This is a genomic window from Streptomyces sp. TRM49041, assembly GCF_008271805.1.
Lineage (GTDB): Bacteria > Actinomycetota > Actinomycetes > Streptomycetales > Streptomycetaceae > Streptomyces.
On sequence record NZ_VSRY01000160.1, the window covers coordinates 37,851 to 55,979 of the forward strand.

An 18,129-nucleotide genomic window follows, 5' to 3' on the forward strand; every position below is an offset into this window, starting at 1 on the left:
TGCTGTCAACGGCTGGGTTGACGGCTACCCTGCTGGCGGGGGCACCGCAGGAGGGGGCGGCGGTATGACGGGGGACGGAACGCGGCTTCGGCCACTGAGTGGCGACGACCCGGCCGTACTCGGCCCGTACCGGCTGCTGGGGCGGCTCGGTTCGGGCGGGATGGGCCGTATCTACCTGGCGCGGGCCCGGCCCGGCGGCCCGCTCGTCGCCGTCAAGACACTGCTCTCCGAGGGCGCGGTCGGCGGCCACGACCGGCGCAGGTTCGCCCGCGAGGTGACGCTCGCGCAACGGGTCGACAACGCGTACACGGCCCGGGTCGTGGACGCGGACCCGGCGGCGGCCGTGCCCTGGATGGCCATCGAGTACATCGCCGCGCCGTCCCTCGCCGAGCTGGTCCGCACGGCCGGGCAGCTGCCCGCGTCGGCCATCCGCTGGATCGCCGCGGGCACGGCGCAGGCGCTGGACGCCCTGCACCGGCAGGGCATCGTGCACCGGGATGTGAAACCGCAGAACATCCTGCTGCCGCTGGACGGGCCCCGGCTCATCGACTTCGGCATCTCGCACGCCCAGGACATCACCCGTACGTCCCTCACACTCGGCACGATCGCTTTCACATCGCCGGAGCAGGCGCGCGGCGAGCCGTCGACGGCGGCGTCCGACGTGTACTCGCTGGGCGCGACCCTGTTCCATCTGGCCGTGGGGCGGCCGCCCTACCCGGAGGGCGAGGACACGCTGCGGCTGCTGGCCCGGGTCTCGCGCGGCGAGCTGGACCTGACGGGGCTGCCCAAGGAACTCGTCCCGCTGATCCGCCCGTGCCTCGCCGTCGACCCGTCGGAGCGGCCGCGGCCGGCGCACGTACTGGACCGGTTCCTGGCCGAGTTGCGCCGCCTGCCGACCTCGCAGAGCGGCACCCGCTGGCTGCCGCCGCGCTGGACAGACCTGATCGGCACGTACGCCCGCCAGGGCGAGGAGTGGAGCCACGCCCTCGGCTTCGACCCGCAGGCGCCCACGGGGGACGTCCGCACCAGCGCCGTGCCCCCGCCGGGCCCGACGCGTGTGGACGGGGAGGCACGGGCCCGGGCGCGGGAGGAGGAGCGGGCCCGGGCGCGGGAAGAAGCACGGGCCCGGGCACAGGAGGAGCAGCGGGCCCGGGCGCGGGAAGAAGCACGGGCCCGGGCGCAGGAGGAGCAGCGGGCCCGGGCGCGGGCCCGTGCGTCGGCCGACGCCCCGCCGCCCGCCCCGCCGGTGAGCCCCGCCCCCACCCCCGCTCCGCACCCACCCCCGAAGAAGAGCGGCCCCGGCAGCTGGCTCGTCCTCATCGCCGCCGCGCTGCTCATGGTGTTCCTCGCCCAGTCCTGCGAGGACCGGGACACCGACACGTCGACCACGGACGGGCGCAGCGGCTCGCTCACCCGCCCGACGTCCACGTACACGCCGCGCCGCCCCACACCCACGGTGCAGGACATGGCCTTCCGTGCCGTACGGACCGGCGACTGCCTCGACGTGTACGCCGACGGCTCCGGGCGGTGGAGCAGGCGCGCCCCGGTGCGCGTGACCTGCGGCTCGGCGAGCGCGTACGTACGCGTGACCCGGGCCGCCGGCTCCGGTGTCTGTGACACCGGGTCCGGCCGGGGCAGGTGGTCGCACTACGCGGCCGACGGGCGGCGGACCGTGCTGTGCGTGTCCCGGCAGTTCCGCTCGGGCCAGTGCTTCACCGCGAAGCTGGACAAGGACGAGCGGGCGACCGCCGACCTGATGGTGGTGTGGAACTGCGCCTCCGGCAGGGTGCCACAGGGCCAGACGCACATCCTCCGGATCACCGGCTACTACCGCATGCCGTCCAGCCGTCGGGTCAAATGCACCAGCGACAACTCCCGGTACTGGTACTGGGAGGTGAACGACGGCAGGAGCGTGGTCTGCGCGAAGATCGCGTGACGCGGCGCCGCGAGCGGGCGGCCCGCCCCACCCGGCCCGCCCCGGACCCTCAGCCCCTCAGCCCCTCAGCCCCTCAGCCCCTCAGCCCAGGACCGCCAGGGCGTCCATCTCGACGAGCAGCCCTGCGGGGAGGCCGACGTACACGGTGGTGCGGGCGGGCGGCACGGCCACGTCCTTCAGGTACTCGTCGTAGAGGGCGTTCATCTCGGCGAAGTGGTCCACGTCCGTGAGGTGGACGCGGATCATCAGCACGTCGTCCCAGGTGCCGCCGCCCTCCCTCAGGACGGCCTCGACGTTGGCGAGGGTCTGGAGTGTCTGCTCGCGCAGGGTGGGCCCGGCGACGGCGGGTGGCCGGCCGTCGACGGCGGGCCGGAAGCCGACCTGCCCCGCGGTCTGCAGGATGTGGCCCTTGCGGACGCCGTGGGAGAAGCGGGCGGGCGGGGCGGCGTGGGTGGGCGGGGTGACGGCGGTCTTCTCGCGGCTCATGCGCTGTCCTTCGTTCCGGAGTAGTCGTGACTGATGGCCTCGGCGGTGCGGCGTACCAGCGGAAGGAGGGCGAGGAGTTCCTCGGCGGTGACGACGACGTTGGGCGCGGACACCGACAGGGCGGCGGCCACGCGGCCGTCGGCGCCCCGGACGGGCGCGGCGACGCAGTTGACGGACTCCTCGTGGCCGCCGAGGTCGGCGGCCCAGCCCTGTTCCCGTACGGTCGCCAGCTCCATGCGGAGGGCGGCGGCGTTCGGGGTCGAACGGGGCGTGTACCGGGGGTAGTCGAGCCGGGCCGTGAGGGCGTGGCGCTCGGCTTCGGGGAGGTCCGCGAGGATGACCTTCGCGACGGCGGCGACGGTGACGGCGACGGGGCGGCCGATCCGCGAGTACATACGGACGGGGTAGCGGCTGTCGACCTTGTCGATGTACAGGACCTCGTCCTCCTCGCGGACCGCCAGGTGCACGGTGTGCCCGGTCCGCTCGTTGAGGCGGACGAGGTGGGGGTGGGCGATCTCGCGGACGTCGAGGTTCTCGGCGGCTTCCTGGGCGAGCGCGAAGAGCCGGGCGCCGAGGCGGTAGCGCTGGTCCCGCTGACGGTGGACGAGGCCGTGCTCGTGCAGGGTGCGCAGCAGGCGCAGGGCGGTCGACTTGTGGACGCCGAGCCGCTCGGCGACCTGCCCGAGGTCGGCGGGGCCCCGGGCCAGCAGCGGCAGGATGCTCAGCGCCCGGTCGACGGTCTGGCTCATCGCGTACGTACCTCCTCGTCGGCCCGCCCGGCTTCCGTCCAGCCGGGACCGAGACGCAGTCTCCCCCAGTCCGCCTCGTCCAGCGCGGCAAGCCGCCCGACGAGCGCGCCGCCCGGCACGGGCCCGAGGTCCCCGGCCGCGGTGAGCGCCCCGGCGGCCAGGAGATGCCCGTACCGGAGCCGCTCACCGAGCGGCAGCCCGCGCAGCGTCGCGGCCAGGAACCCGGCGGCGAACGCGTCCCCGGCCCCGGCGTAAGAGACGACGTCCACGCGCGGGGCGGACACGGACACCCGGGCGTCCCGGGTGAAGGCCGTCGCGCCCTTCGCGCCCCGCTTCACGACCAGCACCGCCGGTTCGGGGAGGGCCTCGCGGACGGCGGCCGGGTCGTGGAGTGCGAGGAGTTCGGCCGCCTCGTCCTCGCCCACGAAGACCAGGTCGGCGCCGCGCGCCAGGCGCAGGAGGGTGTGGCGGGCGGTGGCCGGGTCCGGCCACAGGGGGCGGCGGTGGTTGATGTCGAAGGAGATCAGGGGCCGGCCGGGGCGCCGGCTGGTGAGCGTGGTCAGCAGGGTGCGGCACTCCGGGGAGAGCGCCGCCGTGATGCCGGACAGGTGGAGGACGCGGCCCGCCGTCGTCTCCTGGTACGGGACGGTCCGCACGGACATCGCCGAAGCGGCCGAGCCCGCGCGGTGGTAGACGACCTCGTGCGCGGCGTCGGCCCGGTCGGTGGCCGTGCGGAAGTAGACGCCGGTCGGCCGGTGGGGGTCGCGGCGGACGGCCGAGACGTCGACGCCGTACGCGGCGACGGCGGCGACCAGGTGGTCGCCGAAGCCGTCGGCGCCCACGCGGCTGACCCAGCGGACGCGGTGCCCGGCGGCGGCCAGGGCGCAGGCGACATTGGACTCGGCGCCGCCGACGGCCCGGGTGAAGGACGGCACGTCGGCGAGGCGGCCGGGGCGGGACGGCAGGAAGGCGACCATGGACTCGCCGAGGCACACCACGTCGGGGGCCCGCGTACCCGTCACACTGGGCTCCTCCCGGCTCCGGCCGCCGGGGCCGTTGACCCGGCGCTGGCCGGGATGTTAGACACCGACGAGCGATATACGCAACGGCCGTTGCAGCATACGCAACGCCGGCTCCAACGAAGGAGGCCCCATGGCTGCCGACCGGCAGGGACCCGACGCGCTCGCCGCGCGCCTCGCGGACGAGCGTGTCGACCACCGCTTCAAGGGGCTCCCTCCGGACGCGGACGGCCTGACGGTCGGTGAGCTCGCCGGCCAGCGGCGGAATCTGTTCACGGGAGACTTCACGACCCCGGTGCTGACGCTGTCCGCCGAGGCCCTGGAGCACAACCTCGCGCTCCTGGAGGCGTACTCCGAGCGCCACGGCCTGGCCTTCGCCCCGCACGGCAAGACGACCATGGCGCCGCAGCTGTTCGCCCGTCAGCTGGCGTACGGCGCCTGGGGCATCACCGTCGCCGTCCCGCACCAGGTGCGGGTGTGCCGGGCTTTCGGCGTCCGGCGGGTCTTCCTGGCCAACGAGCTGGTCGACGCGCCCGCCCTGCGCTGGATCGCGAAGCAGCTCGCCGGCGACCCGGACTTCCGTTTCGTCTGCTACGTCGACTCGGTGCGCGGCGTCGAGCTGATGGACCGGGCGCTGGCCGGGTCCGCCCGCCCCGTGGATGTCCCCGTGGACGTCGTCGTGGAGCTGGCCGCGGGCGAGGGCGCGCGGACGGGGGTGCGTACGGATGCGGACGCGGCGGAGGTCGCCGAGGCGGTGTCCCGTGCGGCCTCGCTGCGGCTGGTCGGCGTCGCCGGGTACGAGGCGCAGGTGCCGGGCGCGACCCCGGAGACCGTACGGGCGTGGCTGCGGCGGCTGACCGGGCTCGCCGTCGAGCTGGACCGGGCGGGCCGGTTCGCGGACACGGACGAGATCGTGGTCAGCGCGGGCGGCAGCGAGTGGTTCGACGCCGTCGCCGACGTGTTCGCCGACCTGCCGCCACTGTCGGCGCCGGTGCTGAAGCTGCTGCGCTCGGGGGCGTATGTGTCCCACGACCACGGCCACTACGAGCGGCTGACGCCGTTCAACCGGGTCCCCGAGGAGGGCGCCCTGGAGCCGGCGTTCCTGCTGTGGGCGCAGGTGGTGTCCCGCCCGACGCCGGAGGAGGCGTTCCTCAACGCGGGCAAGCGGGACGTGTCGTACGACCTGGCGCTGCCGGAGGCGCGGCTGGTGCGGTCCGGGCGCGACGGGGCGACCCGAGCGGCGGCCGGGCTGACGGTCACCGCGCTCTCCGACCAGCACGCCTGGGTGCGCACCGAGCCGGGCGGCACCGCGCTGGAGGTGGGTGACTGGGTGGCGCTGGGGCTCGCGCACCCGTGCACGGTGTTCGAGAAATGGCCGCTGATCCCGGTGGTGGACACGGACGGCACGGCGGTCGACTACATCCGTACGTTCTTCTGAGACGGAGGACGGCCGCGGTGGATCTGGTCATCCGGGACGTACGGGTCGTCGACGGCACCGGCGGGCCGTCGTACCGCGCCGACGTGGGCGTCGACGGCGGCCGCGTCGCGGCGCTCCGCCGCGCGGGCGACCGGGCGCTGTCCGGGGCCCGGGTGCTGGACGCGCACGGGCTCGCCCTCTCCCCCGGGTTCGTCGACATGCACGCGCACAGCGACCTGGCGCTGCTGCGGGACCCTGCGCACGAGGCGAAGACCGCGCAGGGCGTGACGCTGGAGGTGCTCGGCCAGGACGGCCTGTCGTACGCGCCGGCCGACGACCGGACCCTGGCCGAGGTGCGGGCGGCGATCAGCGGCTGGAACGGCGACGGCTCGGACGTCGGCCTCGACTGGCGGACCGTCGGCGCCTACCTGGACCGTCTGGACCGGGGCTTCGGCGGCGAGGGCATCGCCGTGAACGCCGCGTACCTGGTGCCGCAGGGCACGGTGCGGGCGTACGCGATGGGCTGGGCGGACCGTCCCGCCACGGACGCCGAGCTGGGCCGGATGCGGCGGCTCGTCGCCGAGGGGCTGGAGCAGGGCGCGGTGGGCATGTCGTCGGGGCTGACGTACCCGCCGGGCATGTACGCGGACGGCGCCGAACTGGCCGCGCTGTGCCGGGTCGTGGCGGCGTACGGCGGCTACTACTGCCCGCACCACCGCTCGTACGGGGCGGGTGCCCTCCAGGCGTACGCGGAGATGCTGGGGCTGGCGCGGGAGACGGGCTGCGCCCTGCATCTGGCGCACGCCACGCTGAACTTCGGCGTGAACGAGGGCCGGGCGCCCGAGCTGCTGGCGCTGCTCGACCAGGCGCTGGCGGACGGTGTGGACGTCTCCCTCGACACCTATCCGTACACCCCGGGCTGTACGACGCTGGCGGCGCTGCTGCCCGGCTGGGCGCACGAGGGCGGACCCGACGCGCTCCTCGCCCGGCTGCGGGACGACGCGGCCGCCGAACGGATCCGCCATGCCCTGGAGGTGACCGGGTCGGACGGCTGCCACGGCGTGCCGGTGGTGTGGGAGACGGTCGAGGTGTCGGGCGTCGCCGACCCGGCCCTGGCACGGTACGTCGGCACGCGGCTGCCCGACTGGGCGGCTGCCCGGCGGCTGCTGCTCGCGGACCGGCTCGGCACGGCGGTGCTCCAGCACGTCGGCCATGAGGAGAACGTGCGCGCGATCATGTGTCACCGGGTGCACACCGGCGGCTCGGACGGCATCCTGCGGGGTGCGAAGCCGCATCCGCGCGCGTACGGCACGTTCCCGCACTACCTGGGGCGGTATGTGCGCGAGCTGGGCGTGCTGTCGCTGGAGGAGGCCGTCGCGCATCTGACGTCCCGCCCCGCCGCCCGGCTGCGGCTGCCCGACCGGGGGCTGGTCCGCGAGGGGTACCGGGCGGACCTGGTGCTGTTCGACCCGGACACGGTCGCGGCGGGCGCCACCTTCGCGGCGCCGCGCACGCCGCCGGCCGGAATCCCGTACGTGCTGATCGACGGGCGGTTCGTGGTGCGGGACGGGCGGCGTACGGACGTACTGGCGGGGCGCTCCGTGCGCCGTATGCCGTGACTCCCGGTTCAGGCGCGGGACGGTTCGCGGTCCTCGGCGCGGCGCGGGGACGGCAGCCAGATCCCGGCGGCGAAGTCGGCGCGGCGCAGTAGCAGCTGGGCGCCTATCGCGCAGGCCACGACGGCCAGGGCGAACCCGTAGGCGGGGGTGCGCCCGTCGGGCGCCGTCACATAGACGAGGCCCGCCGACAGGATGGTGACGGCGCGGCCGGTGCGGCGGTTCCAGGCGGTCGCGGCGAGCAGCGGCACGGCCCACAGCAGGTACCAGGGCTGCACCATCGGCGAGAGGGCGACCAGCGCGAGGAAGGCGAGGCCGAGCGCGTGCGGCGGGTCGAGCAGTCCGCGGGCGGCGCAGGACGCCAGGTATGCGATGAGGGCGATGGCCAGGGTGAGGCCCATGGCCTGGACGGCGCGCTTCACGGGGTCGGGTTCGGCGCCCGACAGGAAGTACATGGACTCGCCGAGGGCGACACCGAGGTCGCTGGTGAGGGAGAGTGCGGTGTGGATGGTGCCGGCGACACTCTGGGTGCGGAGCCAGCCGAAGCCGGTGCCGGCGAGCAGCGTCGCCCCTACGGCGACCGCCCCGGCGACGGCGCCCGGCCCCAGCAGGCCCTTGGCCGCCCGCCGTATCAGCGGGCCGGACGTCTCGCGGCCGACGACGACCCCGATGAAGAGCAGGGCGAGCGCGGCCGGCGACTTGATCATCATGGCGAGGGCGACGAGGGCGCTGCCCGCGACCCAGCGGCCGCCGCGCACGGCGAGCGCGGTGCCCGCGAGGAGCAGCCCGACCATCAGCCCGTCGTTGTGGAGGCCGCCGGCGACATGGACGAGCAGGAGCGGGTTGAGGGCGCCCAGCCACAGGGCGCCTGCCGTGGCGCGGCGCGGCGCGAGCCGGAGCAGGGACCAGAAGACGAGGGCGAGCGCGGCGACCGCGACGAGCCGCATGCCGAGCACGGCGGGCACGATCTGCCCGCCCGTCGCCGAGACGACCGCCTTGGCGAGGAGGAGGAAGACGGGCCCGTACGGGGCCGGGGTGTCGGTCCAGTGACCGCCGACGCTCGCGGCCGCCGCCCCGCCCACGCCGTCGGGCGCGAGGACGTTGGGGCCGGAGCGGTACACGTCGTGGCCCTCGACGACCATGGCGCCCTGCGCGATGTAGCTGTAGACGTCCGCGCTGTACAGCGGCGGGGCGAGGAGGAGGGGCGCCGTCCACCAGCCGAGCGTGGCGGCGGTGGCCCGGACCCGGACGACGGCGCCCTCGGCGATCAGCCGCCCGTACCTCCACCAGGCGACGACCAGCAGGGTGAGTCCGGCGCAGGCGAGGAGGACGCCGGGCCGCGCCGTGTCGGCGCCGCGGGGGAACCAGAGCCCCCACGGGTCCCGCGCGGGCATCGTGCCGGCTGCCCAGCCGCCCAGCGCGACGGCGACCGATCCGGCCGCGCCCAGACGACGGCATCCGGCGACGCTCCTCAAGGACCACATGAGGAGCCAACCTACCGGGGCGTCGCCGGGCAGCGACCGGCCGTGTACGAATCCGACGGGCTTACGGCCTGGGGAGCGTGCAGCCGGGCAGGCTGAGGTCGATCTTGTTGCCGGTGCCGACGCAGGGCGCGATGGTGTGGGTCTGCTGGGCGTAGTTGATGCCCTCGCGGACGGTCACCTCGCCGTTCTCGTCGACCTCGCAGGGGTTGTTGAGGGTGCAGCGGCCGCCGGACTCGTTGCCGGTGTTGTTGACGGCGACGACCTTGCCGGTGGCCGTGTCGATCACGGGTGAGCCGGAGGTGCCGCCGATGGTGTCGCAGGCGGCGGTGTAGCGGATCGAGTCGGTCCAGGTCCAGTCGCTCTCCTTGAGGCGGTGGGCGAAGCCGTCCACGGAGCAGCTGTAGACGCGCTTCCAGTAGCCGGAGACCACCTTGATGGCGGTGCCCCGGGCGGGGCGGGCGGTGTCGAGTTCGAGGGCCTTGACGTGGTAGCGGTTCTCGATCTGGCGGTAGGTGCTGGTGAGTTCGTACAGCGAGACGTCGGTGTCGGTCATCGTCGCGTACGCGATCTTGCTCGCGCGGAGCGTGGCGACGCGGCCGCCGGCGGAGTTCAGCAGGCTGAAGGTGCGGTTCGAGGCCCGGTCGACGAGCACGACGCCGGGACCGGGCATACCGGTCTCGACGCAGTGGCCGTTGGAGAGCACCAGGGCGCGGTCGTCGGGCCGCGACCCGGCCGGCCGGACCACGGAGCCGGAGCAGTTGCTGAGGGCCACGGTCCCGGCGAAGTCGACGGCGGTGACCGCGGGCGCGGAGGCCGGCGACGCGGAGGCGGGAGCGGGTGCCGGGGCGGACCTGGTGGTCGGTGCGGGGCGGTCGGCGGTGGTGGCTGCCGCCGGTGCGGCGCCCAGGCCGAGGAGCGCGAGAGCGAGCAGCGCACCGGCGAGAGGCTTCTTCATGTGGGGGGTCCCCTCTTGCGACGAATGTCATGCGCATTCTCAGAAATGGGCATGTCCTCGACAAGAGGTCCTTTTCGGCCGACCCGGCGGCCCCCACCGCGCCGGATCGGCGTTCGGGTGACCCGCCGCCGCCCAGGCCACGAAAGGACGTGTCCCAAAACACGAGGCGCCCCGGTCGCCACGGCCGTAAGCTCGCGAGCATGCAGGTCATCCAGTCAACGAAGCTCGCCAACGTCTGCTACGAAATCCGTGGCCCGGTGCTCGACGAGGCGATGCGGCTGGAGGCGGCGGGCCACCGCATCCTCAAGCTCAACACCGGCAACCCCGCCGCCTTCGGCTTCGAGTGCCCGCCCGCGATCCTCGAGGACATGCTCCGCAACCTCGGCGACGCGCACGGCTACGGCGACGCGAAGGGCCTGCTGTCGGCGCGGCGCGCGGTGATGAGCCACTACGAGACGAAGGGCATCCCACTCTCGGTCGAGGACATCTACATCGGCAACGGCGTCTCGGAGCTCATCCAGATGGCGATGCAGGCCCTGCTCGACGACGGCGACGAGGTGCTCGTACCGGCCCCGGACTACCCGCTGTGGACGGCCTCCGTGGCCCTCGCGGGCGGCACGCCGGTGCACTACCGGTGCGACGAGCAGTCCGACTGGATGCCCGACCTGGCCGACATCGAGCGCAAGGTCACCGACCGGACCAAGGCCCTCGTCATCATCAACCCGAACAACCCGACGGGCGCGGTCTACGACGACGAGATGCTCCGCGGCCTGACGGAGATCGCCCGCCGCCACAACCTCGTGGTCTGCTCGGACGAGATCTACGACAAGATCCTCTACGACGGCGCGACACACACGCCGACCTCCGCCGTCGCACCCGACCTGCTGTGCCTGACCTTCAACGGCATGTCGAAGAACTACCGGGTGGCGGGCTACCGCAGCGGCTGGCTGGCGGTGTGCGGCCCGAAGACGCACGCCTCCTCGTACATCGAGGGCCTGACGATCCTCGCCAACATGCGTCTCTGCGCCAACATGCCGGCCCAGCACTCCATCGCCGCCGCCCTCCAGGGCCGGCAGTCGATCGAGGCGCTCGTGGCGCCCGGCGGCCGTCTCCTGGAGCAGCGGGACGCGGCGTACGAGCAGCTGATCCGGATCCCGGGCGTCAGCTGTGTGAAGCCGAAGGGCGCGCTGTACCTCTTCCCGCGCCTCGACCCGGCCGTCTACAAGATCAAGGACGACCGGCAGATGGTCCTCGACCTGCTGCGGGCCGAGAAGATCATGGTGGTGCACGGCACGGGCTTCAACTGGCACGAGCCGGACCACTTCCGGATCGTCACCCTGCCGAACGCCACGGACCTGACGGACGCGGTGACCCGGATCGGGAACTTCCTGGACGGCTACAGCCAGCACTGAGCCGGTTTTCTGGGCCAGACTCAACTTTAGACTCAATCCAAGCTAAGATGGTCTCCTGTCAGTGAGCAGGAGGCCATCCCCATGTACGAACCGATCCGCACCAAGTCGGTCCAGCGGATGGCCGACGACGACCGGACCCAGTTCCCGCATCGCTCCCGCGAGGAGGAGCTGGACATCCAGCTCGCCGGACACCTCGCCGCACTTCTGGCCGTCACCGAGGAGCTCGGGGACGGCACCGCCGCCGAACGCATCGCGCAGCAGGTGGCCCGGCTGCGCGGCGCCCCGCCGGCCCGGCACGCCGGACTGACCGGAGCGGACACGTCCGCGCTGCACCGCCGCGCCCACGCGCTCGCGGGGCGCGCCCTGGTCGTCGCGGCCTCCCGTGCCGACACCGCCGTCGCGATCCTCGCCGCCGAGCGGATGGACGCGCACGCCGCCGCCCTGGGCGGGAACCGCCTGGTCGGCACCCCCTGACGGCCCCGGTCCGCGCCCGCGCAGGTGCGCGGACCGGGTGCCACCGCCTCCCGACCGCTCCCGCCGACTGACCGGCCCCGTGCCCCGGGCGCAGCGCCACAGGCGGTGGACCTCCGGCCGCGGCCGGGCCGTCGCACGCCCTTCGGCGCCGCGAGGTCACCTGGATCGCCCCGTCGCCTTCCTCGGCTTTTTCGGCTTCTTCGGCCGCCGACGGCCGGCGGGCGCCCCGGAGGGGGTCCCGAGCACCGCGGAGAGACGCTGAGCCGCGTACTCACGGTTGACCAGCGTCTGCTTGCGATGGACCTCCGGCAGCTCCGGCATGGCGAGCAGCCGGTTGCACGCCTGGTAGGAACCCCGCCAGTCCCCCACCCAGTACGCGGTGATCGAGAACTCCATCAGCAGCCCCCACCTGTACACCCAGGGACTCACGAACAGCAGGTCGTCCGGAACGGGCCGGTTGAGTCCGGCGCAGACGAAGGCGTGCGCGGCCCTGTAGCGCCTCATGGCACGCAGCCGTGAACACAGTTCGTAGCAGGCTTCGAGACGGTGGGGCCGCGTCTCCCAGGCCCGCACGAGCGCGTCCATGGCGCCCGGCCAGTCTCCCGTGTCGGCTCTGAGGATTCCGGTCTGGAGCAGCGAGTAGTAGACCTCCTCCGGCCAGCCGCCCATCGTGGCGCGGCGCTCGTAGAGGGCGACGGCCTCTTCCGCGCGGCCCATGTCACGCATGGTCTGGGCCAGATAGAAGACGGTGCGGGTGTTGTCGGGGTCACGCTCGAGTTCGGCGCTCAGCAGCCGCGCGTCGCGCTCGAACTTGTCCTGACGCGACCCTCCGTCGGCGTGGTCCACGACGACCAGGGCGTCGAGGTTCGCCTGGTCGGTCGGCTCGTCGGTCGTGAGGTACTCGTGGGTGACGCCTTCGTAGCGCCAGGCGATGTCGCCCCTGACCAGCCGCTTGATGCGGTATTCGAGGGCACCTTCGTGCCGGAGCATGTAGCCGGCGGCCGTGAGCGGCGGCAGGGGGCCGTTCTGCCGGATCTCCAGGTCGGCGTCGAGCAGGAGCAGATAGTCGGCCCTGCCCCGCGCATGAGCGATGTTGAGGCTCCGGTTGTGGCCGAAGTCGACCCACGGCTCCTCGCGGAGCTCCCCGGGGATGTCTCTGAGCGCGCTGCGGATCAGCTCCTGCGTGCCGTCCGTGGACCCGGTGTCGGAGATCACCCAGGTGGTGATCAGGTCACGGACCGATGAGAGGCAGCGTTCGATGACCCCGGACTCGTTCTTGACGATCATGCAAAGGCAAATGGTCGGCTTCACGTCATCACTGATCCCCGCGTGGTTGTGTGGGCGACCTTAGGAACCGGCCGGTGCCCGAGCGGTCCGGCACGCCGGTGCCTCCTCCCTTTGGACGGCCTGCGGGCGGCCGCTGCGCTGAATGTCCGGCGCGCCTCCCGCCATGCACCCCAATACGCCCAAATCATGACAAACAGTACGCCCACGCGTATGCGGACGGTACAGACGGCCAACCACAAGGACCGGCTGCCCTCGTCAGGCCTCCGCGCGGTCCCGCCGGCGGTGCAGGCGTCACAGCCTCACCCGCCGGAAGGGACCGCGACCGAACACCTCGGGCGTGAACGGCTCGAACTCAAGAAAGCAGGTCACTTCATGAGTCCTGACCACAGGACTGCATCCCGCCTCGGCCCGCTTCCGAAGCGGCGCAGGTGGCTCGCCGCCGGCACGGCGACATCGCTGGCGCTCGTCATGCTGGGCCTGGCCAGCCCCACCATGGCGATGACGCCCGGCGTCCAGTCGTCTCCCGTCGTGGACGACACGTCCACGACGGACGACAGGTGCATGGTCTCGGCGTCCCCCCTCGCCGCGACCGTGGAAGGCGGGGACCGCTGCAAGGGCAAGGTCGGACCCACAGGCCCGACAGGACCCACGGGTCCGACAGGACCCACAGGCCCGGTCGGCCCCACCGGGGAGACAGGTCCGACCGGACCCACGGGCCCGACGGGTCCCGTGGGCCCCAGTGAGTGCGTCGACATCGACTCCTACGCGCCCAACAACGCCGAAGAGTTCAGCGTGCTGCTGACCACCACCGGGAACTACTACGCCGGCCAGCGGCTCCACGAGGCCGCCGTGGACACGAACGGCAACGGGCTCCCGGACATGGACGAGGACGGCGACGGCTACGACTTCGAGCCGATCGGCGACTACGAATGGACGCTCATCAGCGGTCCGGACAACCCCGACTTCCCCGACAACCCGTGTTCGGTGTCCATCACGTCCCAGGGCAACGCCGCCTACGCCAAGGTGCTCACCCTCGACAACGAGGTGTGGGAGACGCGCGGTGACGTCAATGGCCTGAACTTCATCTGGGACGAGGCCTGGGTCCAACTCACCGACCCCGAGCCTCCGCTCGCCCTGAACTTCCAGGCCGAGAAGAGCCTCGACGGCCTCCCGCAGAACGCCCCGCAGAACACCTCCGCCCCCAGCTCCAAGGCCACCACCAGGGGCAAGGAGGACTGACACCCCCGGCCCTTCCTCTGAAGGCATATCAGCTCTCAAGGACCAGCGTGCGCACCGTGTCCGGGACCGTACGGGCAGGTGCGCACGCCCGGCCGGGGGCGAGCGCCGGCCGGCCGAGCATCTGCCTTCCCGTGCGCCGGCCGAGGGCGTCGACGTGCCGGCAGCGCCCAGAGGCACAGCCCTGAACCGACCCTGTACAGCCAGACCCACCCGAATGGCGGCACGACAGTGCGTCATACGAGCGGACTATTCACGCTGGCCCAATGTGCTGATCGTTCCCTTTGGCATGCAAATTTCCGGCCCAGGCGGGCGAAACATGCCAGAGGGAGGTCATCAGGTCCTCCCCATGCAATCACCCCCCTCAGTTCCACAAGGAGCAATCCATGAGTCCTGAGCACAGGACCCCTTCCGGCCTCGGCCCCCTTCCGCAGCGGAGCAGGCTCGTCGCCCGCGGCGCGATGGCGTCGCTGGCAGCCGTGATGCTGGGCTTCACTCTTCCGGTGATGGCGGCCGGGCCCGTGGCAGCGTCCGAGGCGGACTCGGCGCGTACATCGGCGGCCGGCCCCTGCATCGAGAACGAGAAGGAGCCGAACGGTCCCCGTCTCTCGGTGTCGGGCGACGACTGCGGTGGCGGGAACGGAAAGACCGGACCCACCGGGCCCACCGGCCCCACCGGACCTGCCGGACCCACCGGACCCACCGGACCCACAGGGCCGACCGGACCCGCCGCGTCGTGCATCGAGTGGGACGCTGTCATCGGGAGCGGGTACACGAGCGACACCGTGCCCATCTTCAACTCGTGGCAGTTCGAGGGCCTTCTCCACGAGGGGCGGGTGTTCGCCAAGCAGTCGGAACCCGGCACCCCCGACATCGGCGCCAGCGTGCTGGTCGAAGGCGCGCCGGAGAACGCCTGCAGCCTCGCCATCACCTATGAGCAGGTGCTCCTCGAGGGCGAAACCCCAGTCACCAACGTCTTCGACAACGACAACGTCTACATCAACGTGCTGGACACGGATGGCCGAGGCTGGACGGCGACATGCGACCCGGCGCCCGATCCGGCGGACTTCAGCTGCGAACCCTTCGTCCCCGACGGGTTCCTCCCCCCGGTCGCCTAGACGGGCCTGACGTCGGAGCAGGGTTTCCAGAGAGGTCGACCCGGCCGGAAACCCTGACGACCTGATGTGTGCCGTGCCCGGTTCCAGCCGGGCACGGCAACGGGCGTCTGCTCTGGTCCGGCTCCACACCCCGGTGCCATACGCGTACGCAGACCGGGCCCGCGCCGTTCGGACGGCGCGGGCCCGGACCCGTTCTCACTCAGGGGCTCAGCCCAGGCGGGCCACCAGCGCACGGTACTCGTCCCACAGCTCCTTCGGGGTGTGGTCACCGAAGGTGTTGAGGTGCTCGGGGACCAGGGCGGCCTCCTCCCGCCACACGTCCGTGTCGACCTTCAGCAGGAAGTCCAGGTCCTCGGCGGACATGTCCAGGCCGTCGGTGTCCAGGGCGTCCCTGGTCGGCAGGATGCCGATCGGCGTCTCGACGCCCTCGGCCCTGCCCTCCAGGCGCTCCACGATCCACTTCAGGACGCGGCTGTTCTCGCCGAAGCCCGGCCAGACGAACGTGCCCGCGTCGTTCTTGCGGAACCAGTTGACGTAGTAGATCTTCGGCAGCTTGGACTGGTCCGCGGTCTTGCCGACCTTGATCCAGTGGGCCATGTAGTCGCCCATGTTGTAGCCGCAGAACGGCAGCATCGCGAACGGGTCGCGGCGCAGCTCGCCGACCTTGCCCTCGGCCGCGGCGGTCTTCTCGGACGCCACGTTGGCACCGAGGAACACACCGTGCTGCCAGTTGAACGATTCCGTGACCAGCGGGACGGCCGAGGCACGGCGGCCGCCGAAGAGGATCGCCGAGATCGGCACGCCCTTCGGGTCCTCCCACTCGGGCGCGATGATCGGGCACTGCGAGGCCGGCACCGTGAACCGGGCGTTGGGGTGCGCGGCCGGGGTCCCCGACTCCGGGGTCCAGTCGTTGCCCTTCCAGTCGGTGAGGTGCTTGGGCTCGTCCTCGGTCATGCCCTCCCACCACACGTCGCCCTCGTCGGTGAGCGCGACGTTGGTGAAGACGGCGTTGCCCCAGAGGGTCTTCATGGCGTTGGCGTTGGTGTGCTCGCCGGTGCCGGGCGCGACTCCGAAGAAGCCTGCCTCAGGGTTGATCGCGTGGAGGCGGCCGTCCTCACCGAACCGCATCCAGGCGATGTCGTCGCCGATCGTCTCGACGGTCCAGCCGGGGACGGTGGGCTCCAGCATGGCCAGGTTGGTCTTGCCGCACGCGGACGGGAAGGCCGCGGCGACGTATTTGGGCTCGCCCTGCGGCGGGGTGAGCTTCAGGATGAGCATGTGCTCGGCGAGCCAGCCCTCGTCCCGGGCCATGACGGAGGCGATGCGCAGCGCGTAGCACTTCTTGCCGAGCAGGGCGTTGCCGCCGTAGCCGGAGCCGTACGACCAGATCTCGCGGCTCTCGGGGAAGTGCGAGATGTACTTGGTGCTGTTGCAGGGCCACGGCACGTCCGCCTGGCCGGGCTCCAGCGGGGCGCCCAGGGTGTGCACGGCCTTCACGAAGAAGCCGTCGTCACCGAGCTCGTCGAGAACGGCCTGGCCCATGCGGGTCATGGTGCGCATCGAGACCGCGACGTACGCGGAGTCGGTGATCTCGACGCCGATCGCGGAGAGCTCCGAGCCGAGCGGCCCCATGCAGAAGGGCACGACGTACATCGTGCGGCCCTTCATCGCCCCCCGGAAGATCCCGTTTCCTTCTCCGGTGAAGACGGCCCGCATCTCGGCGGGGGCCTTCCAGTGGTTGGTCGGGCCCGCGTCCTCCTCCTTCTCGGAGCAGATGAAGGTGCGGTCCTCGACCCGCGCCACATCGGTGGGGTCCGAGGCCGCGTAGTAGGAGTTCGGGCGCTTGATCGGGTCCAGCTTCCTGAAGGTGCCCTTGGCGACGAGCTCCTCGCACAGGCGCTCGTACTCGGCCTCGGAACCGTCACACCAGACGACTCTGTCCGGCTGCGTGATCGCTGCGATCTCGTCGACCCAGGCGACCAGCGCCTGGTGGTGGGTGGGGGCGGTGCTGGGAGCCGCGTTCTCGCGCGCCACGGTTGCTCCTTGTTGAGGGGTTTGTGGTTGTCGCCCCGTGGGGGCTGCGACCCGGACGCGGCGCTGTGGGTTTTCCTCGCGCTCATCCGGTGCCGACCGCACTCATTTGATCATCCGACGGGATTGCGCATATGTCCAGAGGGCCTCTCACGTGAGCATCACCACTTGCGTTCCGCCGACTACGGGAGCGTGGGTAGCATTCCGTCATGACTGCCGCCGCCGCGACCGAAGCGACCGACGCCACGACCTCCCACCTCCCCTTGAAGCCCCGGCTGCGCGGCTGGTTGCACGCGGGTATGTTCCCCGCGGTGCTCATTGCCGGGATCGTCCTCACGGCGCTCGCCGACTCGACGCGCGGCCGCATCGCCTGCGGCGTCTACGTCCTCACCGCGTGCCTGCTCTTCGGAGTGAGCGCCCTCTACCACCGGGGCGACTGGGGGCCGCGCGCCACGGCCCTGCTGCGCCGGCTCGACCACGCCAATATCTTTCTGATCATCGCGGGCACTTATACCCCGCTGACGCTGCTCCTGCTCCCCGGCTCCACCGGTCGGGTGCTGCTGTGGGCCGTCTGGGCGGCCGCCGCGGCGGGCATAGCCTTCCGGGTCTTCTGGGTCGGGGCCCCGCGCTGGCTATACACCCCGTGCTATATCGCGATGGGCTGGGCCGCGGTGTTCTTCCTGCCGGACTTCATGCGCACGGGCGGCATCGCCGTCCTCGTCCTGGTGATTGTCGGCGGCGTGCTGTACAGCGTGGGCGGCATGGTCTACGGCCTCAAGCGCCCGAACCCGTCGCCGCGGTGGTTCGGCTTCCACGAGGTGTTCCACTCGTTCACGCTGGCGGCGTTCGTCGTCCACTACGTGGGCATCTCGCTGGTGGCGTACCAGCACTCGTAGCGATTCCCGGGTC

15 protein-coding genes are annotated in these 18,129 nt (G+C 72.4%); 8 read left to right on the top strand and 7 right to left on the bottom strand.

Annotated elements, in window-relative coordinates; all coding sequences use genetic code 11:
- Positions 1-64 precede the first annotated feature (64 nt).
- The gene (locus FVS66_RS27280; RefSeq protein WP_149183888.1) at positions 65-1,936 is read left to right on the top strand and encodes a serine/threonine-protein kinase; all 1,872 of its coding nucleotides are present in this window, start codon (positions 65-67) and stop codon (positions 1,934-1,936) included.
- An 81-nt stretch (positions 1,937-2,017) separates the two neighbouring features.
- Here FVS66_RS27280 and FVS66_RS27285 read toward each other — a convergent pair whose 3' ends face one another.
- From FVS66_RS27285 to FVS66_RS27295, 3 genes are read right to left on the bottom strand one after another with little or no spacing between them, the layout of a single operon-like run.
- Positions 2,018-2,422 (bottom strand): RidA family protein, encoded by a 405-nt coding sequence (locus FVS66_RS27285; protein WP_149183889.1) that lies wholly within the window; start codon positions 2,420-2,422, stop codon positions 2,018-2,020.
- On the bottom strand, positions 2,419-3,171 hold the full coding sequence (locus FVS66_RS27290; protein ID WP_149183890.1) for an IclR family transcriptional regulator: 753 nt from the start codon (positions 3,169-3,171) through the stop codon (positions 2,419-2,421). The genes FVS66_RS27285 and FVS66_RS27290 overlap by 4 nt, the downstream gene beginning before the upstream one ends.
- Entirely contained in the window at positions 3,168-4,148 is a 981-nt protein-coding gene (locus FVS66_RS27295; RefSeq protein WP_149183929.1) for a sugar kinase, read from the bottom strand. Before FVS66_RS27295 ends, FVS66_RS27290 begins: the two co-directional genes overlap by 4 nt.
- 175 nt (positions 4,149-4,323) lie before the next feature.
- On the opposite strand from FVS66_RS27295, the gene FVS66_RS27300 reads away from it, so the two are divergent.
- Both FVS66_RS27300 and FVS66_RS27305 read left to right on the top strand, forming a co-directional pair.
- Positions 4,324-5,628, top strand: coding sequence for an alanine racemase (locus FVS66_RS27300; protein ID WP_149183891.1), 1,305 nt, complete (start codon positions 4,324-4,326; stop codon positions 5,626-5,628).
- 17 nt (positions 5,629-5,645) lie between these two features.
- Positions 5,646-7,226 (top strand): D-aminoacylase, encoded by a 1,581-nt coding sequence (locus tag FVS66_RS27305; RefSeq protein WP_149183892.1) that lies wholly within the window; start codon positions 5,646-5,648, stop codon positions 7,224-7,226.
- 8 nt (positions 7,227-7,234) lie between these two features.
- On the opposite strand, the gene mptB is transcribed toward FVS66_RS27305, so the two are convergent.
- Together mptB and FVS66_RS27315 are read right to left on the bottom strand one after the other, a co-directional pair.
- The gene (gene mptB / locus FVS66_RS27310; protein WP_149183893.1) at positions 7,235-8,707 is read right to left on the bottom strand and encodes a polyprenol phosphomannose-dependent alpha 1,6 mannosyltransferase MptB; all 1,473 of its coding nucleotides are present in this window, start codon (positions 8,705-8,707) and stop codon (positions 7,235-7,237) included.
- Positions 8,708-8,768: 61 nt separating this feature from the next.
- Positions 8,769-9,662, bottom strand: a complete 894-nt coding sequence (locus FVS66_RS27315) for a serine protease (RefSeq protein ID WP_149183894.1) — start codon at positions 9,660-9,662, stop codon at positions 8,769-8,771.
- Positions 9,663-9,862: 200 nt separating this feature from the next.
- On the opposite strand from FVS66_RS27315, the gene FVS66_RS27320 reads away from it, so the two are divergent.
- Entirely contained in the window at positions 9,863-11,074 is a 1,212-nt protein-coding gene (locus FVS66_RS27320; RefSeq protein WP_149183895.1) for a pyridoxal phosphate-dependent aminotransferase, read from the top strand.
- A gap of 81 nt (positions 11,075-11,155) precedes the next feature.
- Positions 11,156-11,548 carry a hypothetical protein gene (locus FVS66_RS27325; RefSeq protein ID WP_149183896.1) on the top strand — a complete coding sequence of 131 codons (393 nt, stop codon included), beginning with the start codon at positions 11,156-11,158 and terminating at the stop codon, positions 11,546-11,548.
- Between the two features lie 156 nt (positions 11,549-11,704).
- On the opposite strand, the gene FVS66_RS27330 is transcribed toward FVS66_RS27325, so the two are convergent.
- Positions 11,705-12,835, bottom strand: a complete 1,131-nt coding sequence (locus tag FVS66_RS27330; protein WP_149183897.1) for a glycosyltransferase — start codon at positions 12,833-12,835, stop codon at positions 11,705-11,707.
- A gap of 372 nt (positions 12,836-13,207) precedes the next feature.
- Here FVS66_RS27330 and FVS66_RS35250 point away from each other — a divergent pair, with 372 nt between their 5' ends.
- Together FVS66_RS35250 and FVS66_RS27340 are read left to right on the top strand one after the other, a co-directional pair.
- Positions 13,208-14,074, top strand: coding sequence for a hypothetical protein (locus FVS66_RS35250; protein WP_187645714.1), 867 nt, complete (start codon positions 13,208-13,210; stop codon positions 14,072-14,074).
- A 383-nt stretch (positions 14,075-14,457) separates the two neighbouring features.
- Positions 14,458-15,189, top strand: a complete 732-nt coding sequence (locus FVS66_RS27340) for a hypothetical protein (RefSeq protein WP_149183898.1) — start codon at positions 14,458-14,460, stop codon at positions 15,187-15,189.
- A gap of 207 nt (positions 15,190-15,396) precedes the next feature.
- Here FVS66_RS27340 and FVS66_RS27345 read toward each other — a convergent pair whose 3' ends face one another.
- A complete protein-coding gene (locus tag FVS66_RS27345) occupies positions 15,397-17,223 on the bottom strand; it encodes a phosphoenolpyruvate carboxykinase (GTP) (RefSeq protein ID WP_149183899.1) in 1,827 nt (608 codons plus the stop codon).
- A 206-nt stretch (positions 17,224-17,429) separates the two neighbouring features.
- Here FVS66_RS27345 and FVS66_RS27350 point away from each other — a divergent pair, with 206 nt between their 5' ends.
- Entirely contained in the window at positions 17,430-18,116 is a 687-nt protein-coding gene (locus FVS66_RS27350) for a hemolysin III family protein (RefSeq protein WP_149183900.1), read from the top strand.
- Positions 18,117-18,129: the final 13 nt, after the last annotated feature.

Bases quoted from the DNA above. Each gene is read 5' to 3' on its own strand.
- FVS66_RS27280 (WP_149183888.1), top strand. From the start codon at position 65: ATGACGGGGGACGGAACGCGGCTTCGGCCACTGAGTGGCGACGACCCG.
- FVS66_RS27285 (WP_149183889.1), bottom strand. From the start codon at position 2,422: ATGAGCCGCGAGAAGACCGCCGTCACCCCGCCCACCCACGCCGCCCCG.
- FVS66_RS27290 (WP_149183890.1), bottom strand. From the start codon at position 3,171: ATGAGCCAGACCGTCGACCGGGCGCTGAGCATCCTGCCGCTGCTGGCC.
- FVS66_RS27295 (WP_149183929.1), bottom strand. From the start codon at position 4,148: ATGGTCGCCTTCCTGCCGTCCCGCCCCGGCCGCCTCGCCGACGTGCCG.
- FVS66_RS27300 (WP_149183891.1), top strand. From the start codon at position 4,324: ATGGCTGCCGACCGGCAGGGACCCGACGCGCTCGCCGCGCGCCTCGCG.
- mptB (WP_149183893.1), bottom strand. From the start codon at position 8,707: ATGTGGTCCTTGAGGAGCGTCGCCGGATGCCGTCGTCTGGGCGCGGCC.
- FVS66_RS27315 (WP_149183894.1), bottom strand. From the start codon at position 9,662: ATGAAGAAGCCTCTCGCCGGTGCGCTGCTCGCTCTCGCGCTCCTCGGC.
- FVS66_RS27320 (WP_149183895.1), top strand. From the start codon at position 9,863: ATGCAGGTCATCCAGTCAACGAAGCTCGCCAACGTCTGCTACGAAATC.
- FVS66_RS27325 (WP_149183896.1), top strand. From the start codon at position 11,156: ATGTACGAACCGATCCGCACCAAGTCGGTCCAGCGGATGGCCGACGAC.
- FVS66_RS27330 (WP_149183897.1), bottom strand. From the start codon at position 12,835: ATGATCGTCAAGAACGAGTCCGGGGTCATCGAACGCTGCCTCTCATCG.
- FVS66_RS35250 (WP_187645714.1), top strand. From the start codon at position 13,208: ATGAGTCCTGACCACAGGACTGCATCCCGCCTCGGCCCGCTTCCGAAG.
- FVS66_RS27340 (WP_149183898.1), top strand. From the start codon at position 14,458: ATGAGTCCTGAGCACAGGACCCCTTCCGGCCTCGGCCCCCTTCCGCAG.
- FVS66_RS27350 (WP_149183900.1), top strand. From the start codon at position 17,430: ATGACTGCCGCCGCCGCGACCGAAGCGACCGACGCCACGACCTCCCAC.